Genomic DNA, 18,505 nt, shown 5'->3' with positions numbered 1-18,505 from the left:
AGCAGATTTAAGAAATGCTTGCCAGGTGGTCCAGGTAAATCTGCTGGGCCTTGGCATCGTACATTACCACATCGTATAGCTCGCCGTCTTTGCCGGTGCGGGATTCCACGAAGAGCCCGCCCATGGCGCCTTTTTCGGTGGGCAGGAATGCGCTACGGCCTTCCGGGGAATTCTTGAATTCGAGATAGCCCTGTTCCACGAACCAGTCGCGAATGACCTTGTAGTAGATGCGTTCCATGTTGTCGCTTACGAGGGCGTTGAGGCGGCGTGCGATTTCGCTGACGGGCACCGGAGTGTCTTCGCTGGGGTATTCCTTGAGCTGGTCGGCGGTCAGGTGGAATTTTTCTTTTTGTGCGCGCTTGGGAGCAGCTTCCTGGTCGTCGCCCTGAGCCTGGTTGGCCTTGCGGTTGGCAAAGCGTTCGTTGGCGATGGCGATGCACTTCTGGATGTTATCCAGAATGAACTGCTGCGCTTGCTGCCAGCATTGGGTATAAATGTTGTGGTGGCCGCGCAGTTCCGATTCGCCCTTTTCGAAACCGTAAGATTCGCCCTTGGCGGTGGGCAGGTTGGCTTCGTTGCCGTCTTCGGTGGTCTGCCTTTCGAGAATCCCCTCTTGCACCAGGAAGTTCGCCACGTCGGCGTACAGCAGGTGATTCATGTTCACGTTGCGCGGAAGCAGTTCGTTGATGTTGCGGACCACGCGGGAAATGGAAACGGGGTAGTCGAAAAAGCGGTAGCGGGTAAGGGCTTCGGCGTCAAGGGCCAGTTCCTGCATGACGGGCTTTGCGGCGCGCTTTACGGCACGGGGCTGTTCTGTAGGAATGGGGGCCACATGGTCGTGGTTCAATTGCTGTTGCAACAGTGATGCGACATAGGCGAGGCACTTGCTGATTCGTTCCTGTTTGCAGGAATCGCCTTCGGGCAGGATTTCGTCTGTCAGAGGGTTGATTCCGCAAGAGAGCTTGCGCAAATACATTTCGGCACGTTCAATAATCGCATTTTCAGAGGGCATAAAAAACTCCATTAGTTGCAAAAAGCGCCTAAAAGATAGCATTTTCTTGGCGTATGATAAATTTTTTCTAACTTTTTGAAGTATAAGAAAAACTACTATGAAAACGGCTAAGCATTTTTTTAGTTTGGAAGGTATCGACGGGTCGGGCAAAACGACTCAGATCGACATGTTGATCGACGCGCTTACGAAGGAAGGATATTCCGTAGTGAAGTTGCGTGAACCGGGCGGCGCGAAGATTTCGGAACGCGTACGAGAGATTCTTTTGGATACAAGCTTCAAGGGAATCATGAGTGACAAGACTGAGCTTTTGTTGTACAATGCAGCACGCGCCCAGGTGATTGCAGAAATTATCCAGCCCGCGCTGGATGCGGGAAAGATCGTGATTGCCGACCGTTTCGCATGGAGCACTTTTGCCTACCAGGGTTATGCCCGCGGCTTGGGTGCCGACCTTGTGCAGCGACTGACTGAAATCACTTGCGACGGTTGCTTTCCGGAATTGACTGTTGTGCTCGACATTGACGTGCAGCGGGGACGCGCGCGCACCGCGAAGCGGGGCGAGGCACCCGATCGCCTTGAAAGTGAAAAGGCCGAATTTTTCGAGAGGGTGCGCAAGGGGTACCTTGCCGCGGCCCGTGACTACAGCGACTGCGTTGCGGCTATTGATGCGGACCGCACTCCTGAAGCCGTATTTGCAGACTTGTATAAGCTTGTAAAGGCGAGACTCTAGAAAAACTTTAACCTTACTTGAATGGCCTGCAATTGATTTGCGGGCTTTTTATTTCTATCTTTGGCGACATGGATAGAGCCCGCCGTCGTAAATTTGGACAGAACTTTTTGGATGTACCTACCGCACAGATGATTGCGGGGGACTTGCCGGCGAATGCGGGCGAATGGGTGCTTGAAATTGGCCCTGGGCACGGCGCCTTGACGGAACACTTGATCGAGCGCGACGTGCAACTCACTGCCGTCGAAATCGACGAGCAGTGCGTGGAATTTTTGCAACAAAAATTCCAGGGCCGCGAGAATTTCCATATCGAAAACATTGACTTTTTAAAGTTTGATTTGCAGGCTTTTTTGGATGCCCACGAAAAACCCTGGGTCACAGGAAATTTGCCCTACAATGTGTCGACTGCGATTATTGCAGGGCTCATGCCGAAACTGCACTTGACCAAGGGTTTTATGGGAATGGTGCAGCTGGAAGTGGCCGAGCGCATTTGTGCAAGCCCCTGCAGCAGCAATTACGGCAGCCTCTCTGTTCTGGTATCCGCCTACGCCGACACCCAGATTCTCCGCAAGATCGGGCCGGAGCATTTTACGCCCCGCCCCAATGTGGATAGCGCCACCATGTTGCTGACCCCCAAGGCCGACGCCCTGCAGGCTCCCGAGGGCTTCTTTGACTTCGTGCGCGCCGCCTTCACCCAAAAGCGCAAGACGCTGGCCAACTCGTTCGGCCGCGCTTACGACAAGAAGAAGATTCAGGAAGCCATCGAGCTGCTGGATTACCCCACAACAGTCCGCGCCGAGGAATTATCCCCCGCGCAGTTCCTTGAATTCTACAAGGTGATTGTCGGGTAGCCTTTCTACCTAAAATCGGTAAAAATATTTTTATAGACGATTCGTCCATGGCCAAGGAGAATGGCCATGGGAATTTATTCATATTATAAGTTAGTTTATAGTAAGGTGTGTTTGTTATGGTGATACATAAAAAGGAGTAAATATGCTTATAAAAGCAAAGAGTCATTTTACGACCGCGTGCCTCTTGGCATTTTGCGGTGTGGCGTCTGCCTACACCATCTCGGGAACCGTTTCCGATGATCAGGGCAAGGCCCTCCAGGGCGCTTCGGTCAGCCTCCTCAAAGAAGGCAAAAGCGCAACTACCGACAGCCAGGGGAAATTCACCATTCACGAAGACGAAGGTGCTCAAGCAATCGCTTCTGTGAGCAAGCCCGGCTATATCGGCATCAACAATGGCATTCTCTCTTACTCCCAGAGCAGCGCCTCGCCCGTGCAGGTAAAGATCTTCAACTCCCTTGGCCACCAGGTTTTCAAGAAGACTCTGCAGGGCGCCGGCACTCTCGACCTGACCCAGAAAGTCAAGGCCCGCGGTACCTACTTTGCACAGGTCTCTGTGGGTAGCGCCAAGCAGAATTTCAAGTTCACCACCGACGGTAACGCCAGCGGAATCGCCGCTGCAAGTGATGCCCCCAATGGCGCCCTTATGAAAGACGCCGCCCAAGACGAAGCGATCCGCTTTGTGGCCGAAGGTTTCGACACGCTCACCGTGCCCCTCGGCACACTGGATACCACACTCGATGTAAAGCTCAACAAGAGCGAAGAGAAGTTCAAGTTTGGCTATGCACTTGGCAACAACCCGACCCCGAGCAAGGGCTGCGGCACCACATCCAAGTTGCAGAAGGTCAAGAGCGTCGAGAACGGCGACCAGTTCCAAATCAGGGTAGGCAGCGACAACCGCACCTATTTTATCACTTTACCCAAGAATTACGACAACAAGAAACCTCACAAGGTGCTTTTCGCACTGCACTGCTATGGCAGCCGCGGCGAAGACTTTGTGCACCACGATGCTGACTATGACCACCCGACACCATACTATGGCCAGCAGGTTTTGGACAAGAACGGTGACTACATCTTCGTTTCGTTGGATGCCATCGACGGCGTATGGACCAAGGGCCAGGGCGACCACGACTTCTTCGCCCAAACGCTCACCACCCTCGAAGAGAACTATTGCATCGATACCAGCCGCGTGTTCATTACGGGTTTCAGCTTTGGCGCCATGTTCAGCTACTCCCTGATGCAAGACATGCAGAGCCGCGTGCGTGCTGCCGCCACCTACGCTGTGGCAGATTACAACATTTGGCTGCCCGAAGGCAACAACATGAAGGAACTGCCTATCGCCTGGATGAACGTTCACGGCGTGAAAGATGGCCGCTGCGATTACAGCCGCGCCAAGAACAGCGCCCTTCCGAGAATTCTGAAGCGTAACGGTAAGGCCGATGCCGACGAAAACTTCACTGACGCGAGCAGCGAAAAGCCCGAAGAAGTCAAGGGCAACACCGGACACGTCTGCTACGACTTCAAGAACGTCGACGAACGCTTCCCCGTAAAATGGTGCAGCTGGCCCGGAGACCACCAGTGGACTGCGCATGACAATGGCAACATGAACATCGGTTGGAACTGGGAACAGACTTGGGTGCCCGAAGAGGTCCACAAGTTCTTTGAACAGTTCTAAGAAAAATGCCCCGCGAAAGCGGGGTTTTTCGTTTATTTCTCGATCGCGTCGACGACTTTTATGTCGGCGGGCAGCCAGTCCACCGAATGGAGCTCCGCGGGCGTAAGCCACCTGGCCGCCTCGTGCTCCAAGAGCTCGGGCGCCTTGCCGCCGGCAATGGTGCAGAAATAGCAGTGCATGGTCAAGTGGAAAGCGGGGTAGTCGTGCTCCACCGTACAGAGGAAATCGCCCACGTTCACGTCGATGGCCAGTTCCTCTTTCAGTTCGCGGGCAAGGGCCTGCTGCTGCGTTTCGCCCGGCTCCATCTTGCCGCCGGGAAATTCCCAGAATCCCTTCTGTTCGCCGTGGCCCCGCTGGGTGGCAAAAATCTTGCCGCCCTCTTTAATGATGCCTGCAACTACTTCGATGCGTTTCATGGAGCGAAATTTAGAAAAGGGATTTGGATTACGCAAGCTTATTGACAAGATTGTTTTTGTAACCTATATTGCATCTTGTAGTTCAGAAAATCCTCGCGACAGTCGACATAGACCACTTGGTCCGTACGTGCATTCGCGGCGGGGCCCATCAACCTTCTTGTTGATGTTGTTGGATAGCTGGCAGGAACACGACCTGCTCGGGCGCGTTCGCTAAAGCGAATGCTAGGTAATGCCGGGGAAAGCCCCCGCCAACAGAATCGCAAGATCATCCCAATTAAATAAAAACGCAATAGCACAAAGTGCGCCGTATTTGCCGGCGTATTTGTTGTGTTGCTTCATAATAGGAAATGTGAAAAATGACTAAGAGTTTCGCCAATGCCGATGGAGGTGATATTGTCCTTGGAATAGAAGATGATGGGCGAATTGTCGGTGTCGACAATAATCCCAAACATTTGAATGAATTGCTGCGAGCTCCTCTTGATTATTGTGTTCCGTCGATAAATGTAGAGGTGGAATATGTCGCTTGTAAGGATGAATCCGCCGGGAATCCTGCTCCTGAATATAAGTTGTACGACTTTATGCTGAAAGTTAAGCTTTCTTCTGCGTACCGGGAAACCTTTAGTGAGGAGATAAATAATGGTATAAAAGATGGTGGTCAGACAGGTGGTCAGAGAGGTGGTCAGACCGACGGCAATAGCAGCATTGACGCGGTTTTGAACGCAATCATAGCTAATCCAACGGTCACACGAGCGAAGCTTTCTGAAATTACTGAAATTGCGCCTTCTGCAGTGCAGAAATGCATCAATAAACTAAAAAAGCAAAAGATTATTGCCCGGTATGGTGGTGATTTTGGTGGCCATTGGAAAATCTTACGGAGGGATCGTTAACCCCAAAGTGAGGAAAAATGGACTACACATATTCTTTGCGAATTCCCGGGGGCAATTGTATAAGATTCGTTGATATTGATAAGGATCTTTGCTTCGACACGAAAAAGGCTAAATACACGGATGTGGTGCTGGAAGTGTCGAAGATGATAAACAAATTGAAACTGAAAAAGTGCGAGCCGAAATAGGAATTGTCGCACCATCGGTGCGACAATATTTATACCACGCGGCAACTATTGCAAAAATTGCAACCGTAGCCTTTTCTACGAAACAAAGTCAATCAAATCCAGATACATCATCCGAGTATTCAAGGACTGGTCGACACTGACATGGAAAGCTTCTTTCTCAAGGCTCTCGTCTTGATACAAAAAGCGGAAACCATTCTTTTGGTAGAAGTTAATAGTCTCAGGTTTGTTGTACGCATCGACAACCATAAAGCGGCACCCCGTCTTGTTGTCGGGATGGATAAACCAGGAAATTAAGTAATCAATAATCTGGCTACCCAAATGCAAGCCACTCTGTTGAAATTGTCCGTTTACACCCAAGCGCCCAATCAGCAACGCCGGATACGTCCGCGTATGTTTTGCGTTCGGCACCTTGCGCTCCAGGCGGTTCCGCGAAGATTTCGGAATCATCGTCGATTTGATACTATCGTTGGCCAGAGTAAACGCGCATGCAATTTGCGGAGCGCCCGAATTCGTCACTGCGATATAGCTCTTTCCCAACAACTGCGCAGAATACAGGTAGGCGTCGTTCCTGAAGAAATCGTCAAGATCCTCGTCGCCGCAGCAGAACGAGGACAACTCGGTATTCTTGTCGATGGGATAAATCGTGCAATCAGATGCTAAACGGATTCTTTCCATTATGGGCCTCTCTGTAAGAACGGGCGCGGGCGGCCATTTCGTCGATCTGGGCGAAGGAAACCTTGAGCCCAAGGCGACGCGGGTTCTTCTCGCGTTCCTCAGCTGCGCGGATAAACGACTCTGCCGCGGAGCCAGTAAGAACGGGGATGTTTCTTATTTCAAGAGCCATAATACCCCCAAAATCTATAATTATTTGGTGTTTTAGTCAACATTGCTTGAATTTTCCATAAAGCGGGAACGCCCCCGTTGGGCGAATAGAGACTGTCCCTATCTTTATATATACACGCTTTTTTCGAGCGTTTGAATACCATTTTCCATGTAAAAAGATTTTTGTTTGATGGGGGAGGCTTCCCCCTCGTTACAGCCGGATGTCATCCCCGGCTTGACCGGGGATCTCCATCCGTCTTTCTCTACCCCCTCGCCTAGGGGGACACCCCTAAAACCCCGGGAATTTTTGAGGTCGCAATTTGCATAAAAAATCGCAAAAGGTATCAAAAAAAATATCAGGAAAAGTATCAAAAAACCGTCATAAAAATCATCATAAAAACCGTCAAAAATGACGGTTTTTGTTGAAATAAAAATAGAGGTTTTTATCCTGTAAAATGATTAAATTTTCGAAAATTCGCTATTTTTTACATGGTAACGGCACTTAAAAACAGCCGCAAAAAGGGTCAAAAAAAGGGACACGAAAAGGGACAAAAATAAAAGTTCCTGTGTTCCCATCGAAAATAGTAGAGGATGTTTTCAAGGCGTTAAAATCAATCCGAAGGCCCAAACATTCCAAGGTAAAGGGCGTTTGGCAACTGCTGAAATGAAAATTGTCTCGCCATTGGAGCGGCAATTTTGTCACCAGTGGTGTCAAAATGTATGAATAATGCAAATAGAAAAACCGGCCTTTAGGGATCGGTTTCTTTGAATAAATATTGGGTGATAAAAGGCTTTTAACCTTTTATTCCTAGAATTTCTGATTCGGACAAACCTGTAAATTCAACAATCTCTTCAACAGGCTTGTTTTTAACGAGCATCTTTCTCGCCATTTCGCGAGCCTTGGCGTCCATTCCATCCAAAAAAGAGCTTTCCTTTTCGTACTTGATGTCGGTCATTTCGTCTACCACCCTAAGAAGCAGTTCGTCTTCGATCTTCTCTAAAGATACATCTTTTATGAACTTAGCGTACAGATCATTTTGCAAATACTGTGGAGAAAAGGTTTTTATTGCAACCATTCGTTCAAAGTCGCAAATTGCGACTTTGAAGAGTCTCTTTCTTGCCTTGCTCGGCGAGGAACCTGAAAAGTCGCCGATGTACATGACAAAAAATGACGCTTCCGAAGATCTATATTTTGGCGTGGAAAGGGACACTGCAAAACCGGAGAAATTGCACAATGCACGATACAGCGCTCCTCGCGTGGGTAAAAAGCGAAAAGATCTTCTTGAAAATCCAGCCGGGCACGGGCGACAACCTCCTCCGCGAAGACATCCGGGCGGGCTATGTCGATTATTACCTGTGGTCCACCTTCCGGCCTGAATGCATAGACATAGACGGCGAGCTGGACATGGACTGCCTAGACAGCGGAATGTTCCTCTTCACGGAGAGCCCCGGCACAAAGGCTGCCCTGCAGTCGTGCTACAAGGAGGCCTTCGGCAAGGAATATGACGAATCCGACACCATCGTCCTCCTGGAAGAATGACCCTGACGGGGGAGGCCTCCCCCTCGCTGCAGCCCCGGCACGCCGTGGCTTTCTCTACCCCCTCTTCTAGGGGGCCACCCCCTAAAACCCTCGTAAAAATATAGCGGTAAACTTTTTTAGTATTTTTTGGAAAAAATGCAACTAGAAAATCATTATAATGACAGGGTGTCCTGTGTGACTCTTAGGACATAAATCTTTTGGGAGCTTTATATGACGGGTGAAGAAATAAAAAAATTAGCCAGCGACGCTTTGAAACAAATGGAAGAAGCGATTCTGGCTTTACTAGGCAAATATGAAGGCCTCACGAATTCTGAAATTGCAGAAAAACTGAATTTGCATAGTTCGCATGAAGGCGGGCAAAGGGATTATTTGACCTATAGTGTATTGGGAATCTTGATGGATAAAAAGAAGGTTGAAAAAATAAAATATCATAATTCAAGAAATCCCGTATATAGGCTAAAAAAAGTGACGAAAGTGGATGTTGAAAAAAAAGATTTGAAAACGGATGTGCTTTTGAATAATGGATGCAAGAGGATTATAATTGGGAAGTTTAAATAACGTTCTTAGAATTGGAATGTTCTCTTGAATGAAATTATATATGTCATAATATGACATCTTGAAAAATGTAGATTTTCATATGGTAATTTATTCATCCGCATCACGGAGGTCATATGAAAGTTTTACTCGATACAAGCATTTTCCTTAACAAGGTTTCTGCGAACAAATCTAATCAGGACTCTCAAATCCTGTTCAAGTGGCTTAATCGATCCAAGTGCCAAAAGGTTATTCACGCCAAGACTGTAGAAAAAATAATGAAGTTAGGGGGTGTTGGTAATCAAAGTCTGGATTTAACTGGATATGAGGTTCTTGGGAACTCTACATCGCAGGATTGGACCGATGAAGATTCCGTAAACGCTGTCCTATTAAATGAAGTGGCGTCCAATCGTGTGGATTTGTTGATTTCTGAAAATGAAAAAATCCATGATAGGGCGAAATCTCTTAACCTTACAGATAAAGTTGTTGATGTTGACCGTTTCCTTGAAAAGGTTTTCGCTGAAAATCCGGAGATGGTCGATTATAAGGTTTTGAATGTCCAAAAAATACCGTTCGGAATGATTGACCTTAACGATCCGTTTTTCCAATCTCTGAAAGACGATTATCCGGGTTTTACGGAATGGTTCCAGAAAAAACACAATGAGACTGCTTATATAACAATTAATTCCAACAAGGGAAAACTCCTTTCGTTTCTTTATCTGAAAATTGAAGGTGCAGACGAAAACTATGCTGACATCATTCCTCCTCTACCGACTAAAAAGAGACTTAAGGTTGGCACGTTCAAAGTTATCTCCAACGGTTTTAGGCTTGGCGAACGTTTCCTAAAGATTATCTTTGATAACGCTTTAAAGCACAAGGTTGACGAAATATACGTAACGATTTTCGATAGGAGCGATGAACAGAAACGTCTGATTAGTCTCATGGAAAAATGGGGCTTTACCTATTGGGGCAAGAAGGGTGAAGAGAATGTGTATGTGCGCGATTTCTCTCCGGTATTCGATGGTGAAAATGTACATAGAACATATCCCTACATCTCCAAAAATCGCGATACGTATATCGTTCCTATTTACCCGGAGTACCATACCGAATTGCTTCCCGATTCCATCCTGAACACGGAGTCTCCCGAAGATTTTGTCGAAGATTCCCCGCATCGTAATGGAATATCAAAGGTCTATGTGTCTAGGGCGCTGGCGCCGCACCCTAAGAAGGGCGATATTTTGGTTTTCTACAGGACCGGTGGACTCTATAAAGGTGTTGTTACGACCATTGGAATGGTAACTGACACAAGGGAATGTTTTACGAATAAGGCTGAGTTCATTCAGTATTGTTTGAGGGGCAGCGTTTTCCCTGAAAAAGAGCTGGAAAAAATGTGGGATTATAAGCCACAGAAGCCATTTGTTGTTAATTTTCTCTATGTATATTCTTTCCCGAAGAGAATCAATATGGAACGGCTTATTGATTTGGGAATCTTTAAGGGTGTTAACGATGCCCCGAGAGGTTTTTTCAAGATTTCTAAGGCCCAGTTCGAATCTATCTTGAAGGAGACCGCTAGTGAAGGCCGTTTTGTTGTCGATTAAGCCAGAATTCGCACACAAGATTTTCGAAGGCTCGAAAAAGTTCGAGTTTCGTAAACAGGTCTTCAAAGATACTTCTGTAAAGAAGGTGATAGTATATTCTTCTTCGCCGGAGCAGAAGGTTATCGGTGAGTTTGAAATAGAGACTATTTTGAGCGGGACTCCAGACAATATTTGGATTCAGACAAGCTTTAGTTCTGGAATTACTCAAGAGTTTTACAACGAATACTTTGAAGGTCGCGACAAAGCCTTTGCGATAAAGGTTGCCTCGACAAAGAAGTACCGCAAGCAGAAGTCTTTGGCTGATTTTAACGTTCAATCCGCTCCGCAGTCATTTGCGTATGTGGAAGTGTGAAAAATTGATCGAGATTGTTATATGACTAAAAAAAAGTGTGATGTTTTTTCTTTTTTTTCTGGATGTGGAATGCTTGACCTTGGCTTTGAAAAAGCCGGATTTAACATTGTTCAGGTAAATGAATATTTTAAGCCTTTTATAGAGGCGTATAAGTATTCCCGAAAAAAAATGAATCTCAAGTTTCCGAAGTTTGGTTATGATAATTTCGATATTAACAATTATTTGAAGGATGAAGAAACCGGAAAACGTTTAAAAAATAATTTGAAAAATGATGGAAACGTGACTGGATTTATTGGGGGGCCGCCATGCCCTGATTTCTCGATTGCCGGAAAACAAAGGGGGCGAGACGGAAAGAATGGCGTGCTGTCTTGGTCCTACACAAATCTTATTATTACGTATAAACCGGATTTCTTTTTGTTTGAAAATGTAAAAGGGCTGTGGAAAACAAAAAAACATCGGCTTTTTTATGATGAATTGAAGAAGGCGTTTGTTAATGCAGGCTATTGCCTTACCGATAGATTAAGTAATTCTTTGGAATTTGGTGCTCCACAAGATCGAGATCGAATTATACTGATTGGTGTGAAAAAGAATCTATTGAAAAAAGATTTTTATAAAAAAGATCAGTTACAAGGGTTCCCATGGGGGGCGAACATAAAGCATTCTTTGGACGATGTAAAAAAAATTTCGTGGCCACAGAAAGATCCTTTTGAAAAAGATTCTGTGTTGTCGTGTCCAGATGGAATAGCGAAGGATTTAACTGTAGAATACTGGTTCGAAAAAAATGATGTAGAACATCATCCCGACGGTGATCGGTTTTTCAAGCCCAAGGCAGGTCTTTCTAGGATGCAAACTATTCCGGAAGGTGATTCGGATAAAAAATCATATAAAAGAATTCACCGTTGGCGGTTTTCTCCTACTGTTGCATATGGAAATAATGAGGTGCATTTGCATCCGTATAAAGAACGGCGTCTGTCTGTCGCGGAAGCTATGGCTCTTCAATCCTTGCCAAAGGAATTTACGTTGCCTGCATCTATGACTTTGACAAATTGTTTTAAAACCATTGGTAATGGAGTCCCGTATCTTCTTGCGAATGGGGTTGCCAAATCACTGCACGAGTATCTTGAAAAAGCGTTAAAGTAAAAGGTGGAAAGATGAAATTCGATTTTACACCAGATCCGAAGATTTTGATTGCACTGACCCATACGTCCATACAGCCGTTGGATGCGTTGTGTGAATTGATTGATAACTCCATAGACTCGTTTTATAGTGCAAAAATTGACGGAGAAAAGATAGATGACCCGATAATTGTCATTGAGCTTCCTAGCAGAAAGAATTTAAGTGAAAATTCGGGTGTCTTGCGGATTCAGGATAATGGTCCTGGAATGACTTCCGAAGTTGCGGAAATGGCGATTAAAGCCGGCTATTCGGGGAACAATCCTTACGACACCTTGGGTCTTTTTGGAATGGGATTTAATATCTCTACAGGAAAGCTGGGCAATCGGACTACTTTTTATACAAGCAGATCGGATATGTCTGTTTGGGTGAAAACCGAAATCAATCTTGAAGAAATTAATAAGAAAAAAGATTACTCGCTAGATGTAGAAGAAATTCCTAAGAAAGAGCTTGCTATTGGGAATCATGGGACGATAATAGAGATAAGGGATTGGTGGCCTGAGGGAAATCAAAATCGAAATTGTATTTTAAAATTGATCCAGTATGGGATGCCGAAAATTCGAGAAGAAATTGGTCGGCGATATGCGTCCATTTTAAGAGAAGGAAAAATAAAGATATCCATAAATGGGGAGAAATGCGTTCCTTTTGAACATTGCGTTTGGGACAAAAAAAGATTTGTTGTTCGAAAGAGTGGAAATGTTCCGGCGTGTTTTGAATTTGATCAAGTTATAGGATCCAATCGACGTTGCGGAAAATGTAGAGCGATTCTTCCGTCAGAGGAAACCTCTTGTCCGCATTGTGGTTCAAATTCGACTAGAACTGTTGAAGAAAGAATAAAAGGTTGGCTTGGAATCCAAAGATTTGATTCTGATACTGAATATGGTATAGATCTGATCCGCAATGGTCGTGCGATAAAAATCGCAGAAAAGAATGCTTTCTTTGAATATGTTGATGAATTTAAGAGAACCATTAAGGATTATCCGATTGACTCGCAGTATGGACGAATTGTTGGTGAAATTCATCTAGATTTTGTTCCTGTTGATTTTATGAAGCAGGATTTTCAAAGGACAAGTGCAGAATGGGCTAGGGCCATGACGTTTATTCGTGGAAATAGCTCTTTGCAACCAACGCAGCCTAATGCAGATTCTAATACATCGCCATTATTTAAACTTTATCAAGCGTATAGGCGAGTCAGGAATTTTGGTCGCGGTGACATGTATATGGGGTATTGGGAGGATGGATCTGCTCATAGAATATCTCGTGATAAAGAAAGAGAGCTTTATGAAAAGTTCAAACAAAAACTTCCTGGTTATTATGATGATAGTGAGTGGTGGAAGTTAGTAGAAAGTGCTGATCAGCCACCTGTCGAAGAATTGCCTGTTTGCCCTCAATGTGGTTCACAGAATTTAAAAGAAGACGAGACTTGTAGCGTTTGTGGGAATATATTGCATGGAAAAACATGCGTGTTTGAGGCGTGTGGAAAATTTATTCCAAAATCGTCGATAACCTGCCCTCATTGCGGAACGGATCAAACGCCAAAAATCCTAGAACCTTGGATTTGTGAGGTTTGTTCGACGAAGAATACGGCCAACTCGTCAAAATGTTCGAAATGTGGTTCGGCCAAGGGCTTTAAAAATCCCTTGTCTGAAGAAAATTTACTAAGTAATTCGGAAAAAATTGATTCTCTGTCTTGTTCAAATTTAATAGTCAGATATCCTGATGGAGAAAATAGTCAGCCTCTTCAAGTAGATGTCTATGCGGTTCGAAAACCAATGCAAATTCCAACATCACAGCATACGACGCCAATTATTGTGGAAAAGAGCATTGGAAAAATGTCTGTATTTTTAGATCATCGCCATCCAATTTTCTTGCAATATAATGTTTCAAAAGAACAAATGATTGCAAGTGAGATTGCCATGTATTTATTTAATGCGCATCCGCTAAGTGGCAGCAAAAATGGGCATAGCTTGAGTAATCTGATATGGCGGGTTATAGACACTAGATGGAAAAGTTCTCTAGTAGTTAATGTAGACTCTGTCTACAAAGAAGCTTCAGAATTTATGGAAGATTTGCGCTTAAAAATGAGCGATCTTTTGAGAGAACATGCAGCGACATATTTCAATGAACTCGATAACGAACAGAAAAAAAGTCTGACCAATTCATTGATTTCTAGCGAAATCGACCTTTCGACAATAGGCGAACTTAAGGATTCGGGAGCTTATTTACTTTATGTGCCGTATTCTTTTCTAGTGTCTATATTCCATGACAATCCAGAAAAATTCTTTAATGGCGCGATATGGAAAAATTCGTTGGCTATTGGTGGCGAAGAACTTCTTGGAGAGGACAATATATTGTCTATGCGAGAAAAAGTGATCCGACAATATGAAAATTGTTTGCATGATGTTCTGCAATTCCTTGAAAATAAGTATTCTGATTCCATAACACTGCAGCGGGTGAAATTATCCATTGAATTTTTAAGAAAAGAGATGGTGACATAATGTTCGATAATTTGCATGACATCGCAAACAGTTCATGGCAGGCTTTTGAACGAAACATTTGCCGATTGCTTCTGTATATGGGGTACACAAATGTTCGACTTGTTGGACAACGTGATGACCATGGAGCCGATGTTACTGCAATACGATACGGGAAAAAATGGCTGTTTCAGGCAAAACACTGGAAAAAAGCTGTAGGGGATTCTATTCTTGAAGAAACGTTAAAAGCTTTATATGAGTATAAGGCTGATATACCGGTGGTTGTAGCCTCTATGGGTTTTGATTCATCTGCTAAACAGTATCAGCAAAATTTAATGCGCTATAACAAGATACCGATGCAATTATGGGATGCGTCTAGACTTGTAAATGAAACAGAAAAACTGCCTGAAAAATTTTTGAATACTCGCAGCATTCGTAAATATCAGGAATCGGCGATAAAAGAAATCACGGGTGCGTATTTTTCGGGCGAAAAGAAAGCTCTTGTGGTTCTTGCCACTGGCTTAGGAAAAACATTTGTTGCTGCAGAAAGTATTCGAAGAATTCGAGCGATAGAACCAAAAAAAGTTCTTGTTTGCGCGCATACAAATGATTTAGTGTACCAACTGGAGCGTGCGTTTTGGCCTTTTCTTAAGCCTTCAGAAAAGACCCTTGTTTGGAATAATTATGAACCGCAAAATAACGAAAGCTTGGAAAATGCAGATTTTACATTTGCTTGCGTTGATACAGTTTACAATTATATAACGAATAGAAAGGATCTTCCCTTATTTGACATATTATTGGTTGATGAATGCCATCATGTCGGTTCATCAATGTATGATCAAGTGTTTGATTTTTTAGCTGCAGGAAAGGAAAATGGAGCGTTTGCGTTAGGATTGACGGCGACACCATGGCGGGCCGATGAAGTTCAAATATCGAAATACTTTGGCGAACCCAAAATAAGCGTTGACATCATCGATGGGCTGAAAAACGGTTTTTTAGCAAATATTGATTATAGGATATTTACGAATAATATTGATTGGGCGTCTTTAAAAAATATAAAAGGAAAATCTTTTTCTCCAAAGCAAATTAATAAAACGCTTTTTATTAATCAATGGGATGATTCCGTTGTTGACACATTTCATGAAGCTTGGAAAGAACAAGCCAATCCAAGAGCCATTATCTTTTGCGGAACGATTGAGCACGCAATAACTATGAAAAATAAGATAAATGCCCTTGGTTTCTGCCGGGCGGAAGCCATTTATTCCAATGCGTCGGATCGCGGATTTGAAGCAATGGGGCAATACAAAAGAAATAGAATATTAAGTGATTTTGACGAAGGGAATATTAACGTCATTTGTGCTGTTGATATTTTTAATGAAGGAATTGATGTCCCTGACGTCAATATTCTAGTATTTCAGAGAGTGACTCATTCTAGAAGAATATTCATCCAGCAATTAGGAAGAGGGTTGCGTTTATCCGAAGGTAAAGATAAAGTCATTGTGTTAGATTTTGTTTCTGATATACGTCGATTTGCAGCTGGGTTATCGTTAAAAGACTCGCTTTCGTCTGGACGAGATACAACTAGGATAGACTTGCCGAATAAAGTTGCTTTTTATAAAGTGAATAAAGAGGACTCTCAGTCGGAATCTTTCTTAAGACAATGGTTAGAAGACGTTGTGGCTATTGAATCTTCAGATGAAGATGCCAGTGTTTTAAAGTTCCCTCCAGCTTTCGAGGAATGATATGATGACTTATAATGATCTTTTAAAAGACATTGAAAAACTTGTCGGCTTGCATCTGCACAGTATTAGACCTGGTGCTGAACTTACTGTTGAAGCGATTGAACGGGAAAAATGTTCCCTGTCGTTAAGAAATGCGCAGGGTAATTTAAGAAAACGCAGTTTAGATGAAATAAGAAATCTTTGGAGCGAACTACAAAAAAAGCGAATTGTTCATGTTGATGGTTTTTTGCACGGCTCTGGTTCAAGTCGAAATCAGCCAGAAACGATTCTTGCCAACTTGCCGTATATTGAATGGTTAAAATATAATGGGAAAAAACATCTCGCTTATGTGGAAAAATCAACCCATGAATTTGGCACTCTTCGCGAAATGAATCCTGTTGAACAAATAGGATTCTGTGAATTGTTGTCTAAAATTCAAAGCAATCTCCATCGTTTTTCTTATGCGGTGGTCACTAACGATATTAAACAGTGCATAGACGATTTCAATAAGGATTCGTCATATAATTTGACAGTTCTTGAACAGGGTGCTTACGCCTTATCCATGCCGAATAGTGAAGTATTATTTTTGTCTGCCAATAAATATAAATTGCCAAAAGGGGTTTATCCAATTTTGTACTGTAATCATAACGTAAAGAGTTTTTCGTCTATTATTCTAAACAATCGATCTTGTTATATTGGTGAAATTAATGAAATTAACGTTTTATACATGGAATAAGTAATTATGCCGATAGACCTAGATTTGTTAAAAAAAGATTTGACAACGATGAGTGTTGAAGATTTTTATGTTAAATACATACTCAAATCAAAAAATTGGTATTTTACAGAGTGTTGCCATCTTGAAGGGGTTGAATTAATTGACAAAATAGACCTCTTTCGAGAAATCGTTTCAAATAGTTTTAATGTTAGTTTTTACAGTGTAAAAATGGTTGGCAGTGCTAAGGTTGGTTTTAGTCTATCTCCTAAAAAAGATTTCAAATCCTTTGGGGCCGGTGACATGTTGGGAAATTATTCTGACATTGATATTGCTATTGTTTCAGACCAATTATACAATGATTATTGGCAGAACTTTCGCGACAGCTGCAATCAAAACTATAATTTTCCTTCACCCCGGTTATTCGAACGTGTTTCTAGCTCAATATATAAGGGTTTCATTAATGATAAAGATATTCGTGAGATTCCTGAAATGCGAAAAAAATGGGATGAAAAGGCCGATGCTGCAACAGCAAATCTACAGCGAAGGCTTTTGATTACGCACCCTATAACCTATAGGTTATATAGAAATTGGAATGATTTACAAGAATATCAGTTAAATGGAATTAGAGCGTTAAAAAATAAAGGAGAAAATAATGTTCCAAGCCGATGATAAAAAGATACGTATTCACGACATAAACGTAATGTTTAAACAAGGTTTACTGGTAGTGGACAATAGTTTTCAGCGCAACTCTGTCTGGGTTGAAAAAGATAAGGTTCGTCTGATTGAAACAATCTTGCTGGATTTGTATGTCCCAGTATTATTTTTTTGGAAGCTCCCAGCTGACCCGACAACTGGAGAGTCGATTATAAAAATAGTTGACGGCCAACAGCGTATAAATGCGATTTCCGAATTTTCAAATGGGAAATTCAAATTGTCTGAAAGATTTTTGCTGAACAATGAGACGAAAGAACTATACAAAGATAAATATTTTAACGATTTGACTCCAATAGAAAAATCTAAATTTTGGGATTACAATTTGTATGTTATCGAGCTTCATTCAGGAGTAGAAAGAGAAAATATTATAGACATTTTTAATAGACTAAATTTAACGAATTATAATTTAAATGATCAAGAAAAGAGACATTCAAAATCCGGTTTGTTTGCAAATCTTGCTGTTGAACTTTCTGAAGAACCTTTCTGGGAAAAAGTCCGAATTTTCTCTGATGCAGATGAGAGAAGGATGAAAAATATCGAATTCTGTGCAAATATTATTACGTTGTATAAAAAGGGGATAATAGACCAAGTCAACCAAAAAGCACTTAATGAAATATATGACGATCTAAAAGACGACTATCCAGATATGGATGCTGACAAGGCCGCAATAATAGCAGCTATTGAAAACATTGATCGTCTATTAACATCTGAAGAAATGTTTTTATTTGCAAGAAGAAAAACTCAGATGTACACATTATTTAGTTTCGTGTTTCTTTTGCTAGAAAATGGGCAAATTATTGATGATGACTGTGCAGAACGATTAAATGATTTTGCCAAAATGTATTCTAGGTTTAAAAATGACACAGAATTAGTTGGTTCGCTCAATCCAAAAGAAAAGCATATTTTTGAATTGATTAATTCTTATAAATTGGCGTCTTCAGAAGGTGCACGAAAAAGAGTTAATAGGAATATACGTTTAGAAGTGCTTCTGAAATTTACTGATATCCATGATCCCGAAACGATTGAGGCTATGCACTCTTTAAAAATGAAGTTAAATGGGGACCTGAGCAACACAGAAGAAGAAGATAAAGATGAAGATAAAGAGATTTAAGCTG

General features: G+C 43.0%; 19 protein-coding genes. 14 read left to right on the top strand and 5 right to left on the bottom strand.

Annotation, left to right across the window (positions count from 1 at the left end; genetic code table 11):
* Positions 1 to 7: 7 nt before the first annotated feature.
* The gene (locus ACJMNB_RS05280; RefSeq protein WP_405339693.1) at positions 8 to 1,012 is read right to left on the bottom strand and encodes a hypothetical protein; all 1,005 of its coding nucleotides are present in this window, start codon (positions 1,010 to 1,012) and stop codon (positions 8 to 10) included.
* A gap of 97 nt (positions 1,013 to 1,109) precedes the next feature.
* On the opposite strand from ACJMNB_RS05280, the gene tmk reads away from it, so the two are divergent.
* From tmk to ACJMNB_RS05265, 3 genes are all read left to right on the top strand, one after another.
* Positions 1,110 to 1,739 carry a dTMP kinase gene (tmk, locus tag ACJMNB_RS05275; RefSeq protein ID WP_405339691.1) on the top strand — a complete coding sequence of 210 codons (630 nt, stop codon included), beginning with the start codon at positions 1,110 to 1,112 and terminating at the stop codon, positions 1,737 to 1,739.
* A gap of 68 nt (positions 1,740 to 1,807) precedes the next feature.
* Positions 1,808 to 2,587 (top strand): 16S rRNA (adenine(1518)-N(6)/adenine(1519)-N(6))-dimethyltransferase RsmA, encoded by a 780-nt coding sequence (gene rsmA, locus ACJMNB_RS05270; RefSeq protein WP_405339689.1) that lies wholly within the window; start codon positions 1,808 to 1,810, stop codon positions 2,585 to 2,587.
* Between the two features lie 142 nt (positions 2,588 to 2,729).
* The gene (locus tag ACJMNB_RS05265; protein ID WP_405339687.1) at positions 2,730 to 4,259 is read left to right on the top strand and encodes a carboxypeptidase regulatory-like domain-containing protein; all 1,530 of its coding nucleotides are present in this window, start codon (positions 2,730 to 2,732) and stop codon (positions 4,257 to 4,259) included.
* Between the two features lie 32 nt (positions 4,260 to 4,291).
* On the opposite strand, the gene ACJMNB_RS05260 is transcribed toward ACJMNB_RS05265, so the two are convergent.
* Positions 4,292 to 4,675 (bottom strand): (deoxy)nucleoside triphosphate pyrophosphohydrolase, encoded by a 384-nt coding sequence (locus ACJMNB_RS05260; RefSeq protein WP_405339685.1) that lies wholly within the window; start codon positions 4,673 to 4,675, stop codon positions 4,292 to 4,294.
* A 356-nt stretch (positions 4,676 to 5,031) separates the two neighbouring features.
* Between ACJMNB_RS05260 and ACJMNB_RS05255 the strand changes: the two genes are divergently transcribed.
* On the top strand, positions 5,032 to 5,562 hold the full coding sequence (locus tag ACJMNB_RS05255; RefSeq protein ID WP_405339683.1) for an RNA-binding domain-containing protein: 531 nt from the start codon (positions 5,032 to 5,034) through the stop codon (positions 5,560 to 5,562).
* Positions 5,563 to 5,822: 260 nt separating this feature from the next.
* Here ACJMNB_RS05255 and ACJMNB_RS05250 read toward each other — a convergent pair whose 3' ends face one another.
* The 3 genes from ACJMNB_RS05250 to ACJMNB_RS05240 form a co-directional block, all read right to left on the bottom strand.
* Positions 5,823 to 6,422: an N-acetyltransferase gene (locus ACJMNB_RS05250; protein ID WP_405339681.1), complete on the bottom strand. Its 600-nt coding sequence runs from the start codon at positions 6,420 to 6,422 to the stop codon at positions 5,823 to 5,825.
* Positions 6,397 to 6,591 (bottom strand): hypothetical protein, encoded by a 195-nt coding sequence (locus ACJMNB_RS05245; protein WP_173653603.1) that lies wholly within the window; start codon positions 6,589 to 6,591, stop codon positions 6,397 to 6,399. The genes ACJMNB_RS05250 and ACJMNB_RS05245 overlap by 26 nt, the downstream gene beginning before the upstream one ends.
* Positions 6,592 to 7,363: 772 nt before the next feature.
* On the bottom strand, positions 7,364 to 7,729 hold the full coding sequence (locus ACJMNB_RS05240; RefSeq protein WP_405339679.1) for a hypothetical protein: 366 nt from the start codon (positions 7,727 to 7,729) through the stop codon (positions 7,364 to 7,366).
* Between the two features lie 74 nt (positions 7,730 to 7,803).
* Here ACJMNB_RS05240 and ACJMNB_RS05235 point away from each other — a divergent pair, with 74 nt between their 5' ends.
* From ACJMNB_RS05235 to ACJMNB_RS05190, 10 genes are all read left to right on the top strand, one after another.
* Positions 7,804 to 8,109, top strand: a complete 306-nt coding sequence (locus tag ACJMNB_RS05235) for a hypothetical protein (RefSeq protein WP_405339677.1) — start codon at positions 7,804 to 7,806, stop codon at positions 8,107 to 8,109.
* Positions 8,110 to 8,319: 210 nt separating this feature from the next.
* Entirely contained in the window at positions 8,320 to 8,667 is a 348-nt protein-coding gene (locus tag ACJMNB_RS05230; RefSeq protein ID WP_405339675.1) for a hypothetical protein, read from the top strand.
* Positions 8,668 to 8,780: 113 nt separating this feature from the next.
* A complete protein-coding gene (locus tag ACJMNB_RS05225; protein ID WP_405339673.1) occupies positions 8,781 to 10,241 on the top strand; it encodes a hypothetical protein in 1,461 nt (486 codons plus the stop codon).
* Positions 10,216 to 10,593 carry a hypothetical protein gene (locus tag ACJMNB_RS05220; RefSeq protein WP_405339671.1) on the top strand — a complete coding sequence of 126 codons (378 nt, stop codon included), beginning with the start codon at positions 10,216 to 10,218 and terminating at the stop codon, positions 10,591 to 10,593. The genes ACJMNB_RS05225 and ACJMNB_RS05220 overlap by 26 nt, the downstream gene beginning before the upstream one ends.
* Positions 10,594 to 10,614: 21 nt before the next feature.
* Positions 10,615 to 11,733 (top strand): DNA cytosine methyltransferase, encoded by a 1,119-nt coding sequence (locus tag ACJMNB_RS05215; RefSeq protein WP_405339669.1) that lies wholly within the window; start codon positions 10,615 to 10,617, stop codon positions 11,731 to 11,733.
* Between the two features lie 11 nt (positions 11,734 to 11,744).
* Positions 11,745 to 14,264 (top strand): ATP-binding protein, encoded by a 2,520-nt coding sequence (locus ACJMNB_RS05210; RefSeq protein WP_405339667.1) that lies wholly within the window; start codon positions 11,745 to 11,747, stop codon positions 14,262 to 14,264.
* Positions 14,264 to 15,982: a DEAD/DEAH box helicase family protein gene (locus tag ACJMNB_RS05205; RefSeq protein ID WP_405339665.1), complete on the top strand. Its 1,719-nt coding sequence runs from the start codon at positions 14,264 to 14,266 to the stop codon at positions 15,980 to 15,982. The genes ACJMNB_RS05210 and ACJMNB_RS05205 overlap by 1 nt, the downstream gene beginning before the upstream one ends.
* A gap of 1 nt (position 15,983) precedes the next feature.
* Positions 15,984 to 16,697, top strand: coding sequence for a hypothetical protein (locus ACJMNB_RS05200; protein ID WP_405339663.1), 714 nt, complete (start codon positions 15,984 to 15,986; stop codon positions 16,695 to 16,697).
* 48 nt (positions 16,698 to 16,745) lie between these two features.
* Positions 16,746 to 17,345: a hypothetical protein gene (locus ACJMNB_RS05195; protein ID WP_405339661.1), complete on the top strand. Its 600-nt coding sequence runs from the start codon at positions 16,746 to 16,748 to the stop codon at positions 17,343 to 17,345.
* Complete coding sequence (locus ACJMNB_RS05190; protein WP_405339659.1) at positions 17,329 to 18,501, top strand: DUF262 domain-containing protein; 1,173 nt, start codon at positions 17,329 to 17,331, stop codon at positions 18,499 to 18,501. The genes ACJMNB_RS05195 and ACJMNB_RS05190 overlap by 17 nt, the downstream gene beginning before the upstream one ends.
* Positions 18,502 to 18,505: the final 4 nt, after the last annotated feature.

Origin of the sequence: Fibrobacter sp. (assembly GCF_045131395.1) — a bacterium.
Taxonomy (GTDB): domain Bacteria; phylum Fibrobacterota; class Fibrobacteria; order Fibrobacterales; family Fibrobacteraceae; genus Fibrobacter.
Note: the sequence above shows the minus strand (reverse complement) of the source record. Positions and strands in the feature narration are given on the sequence as shown.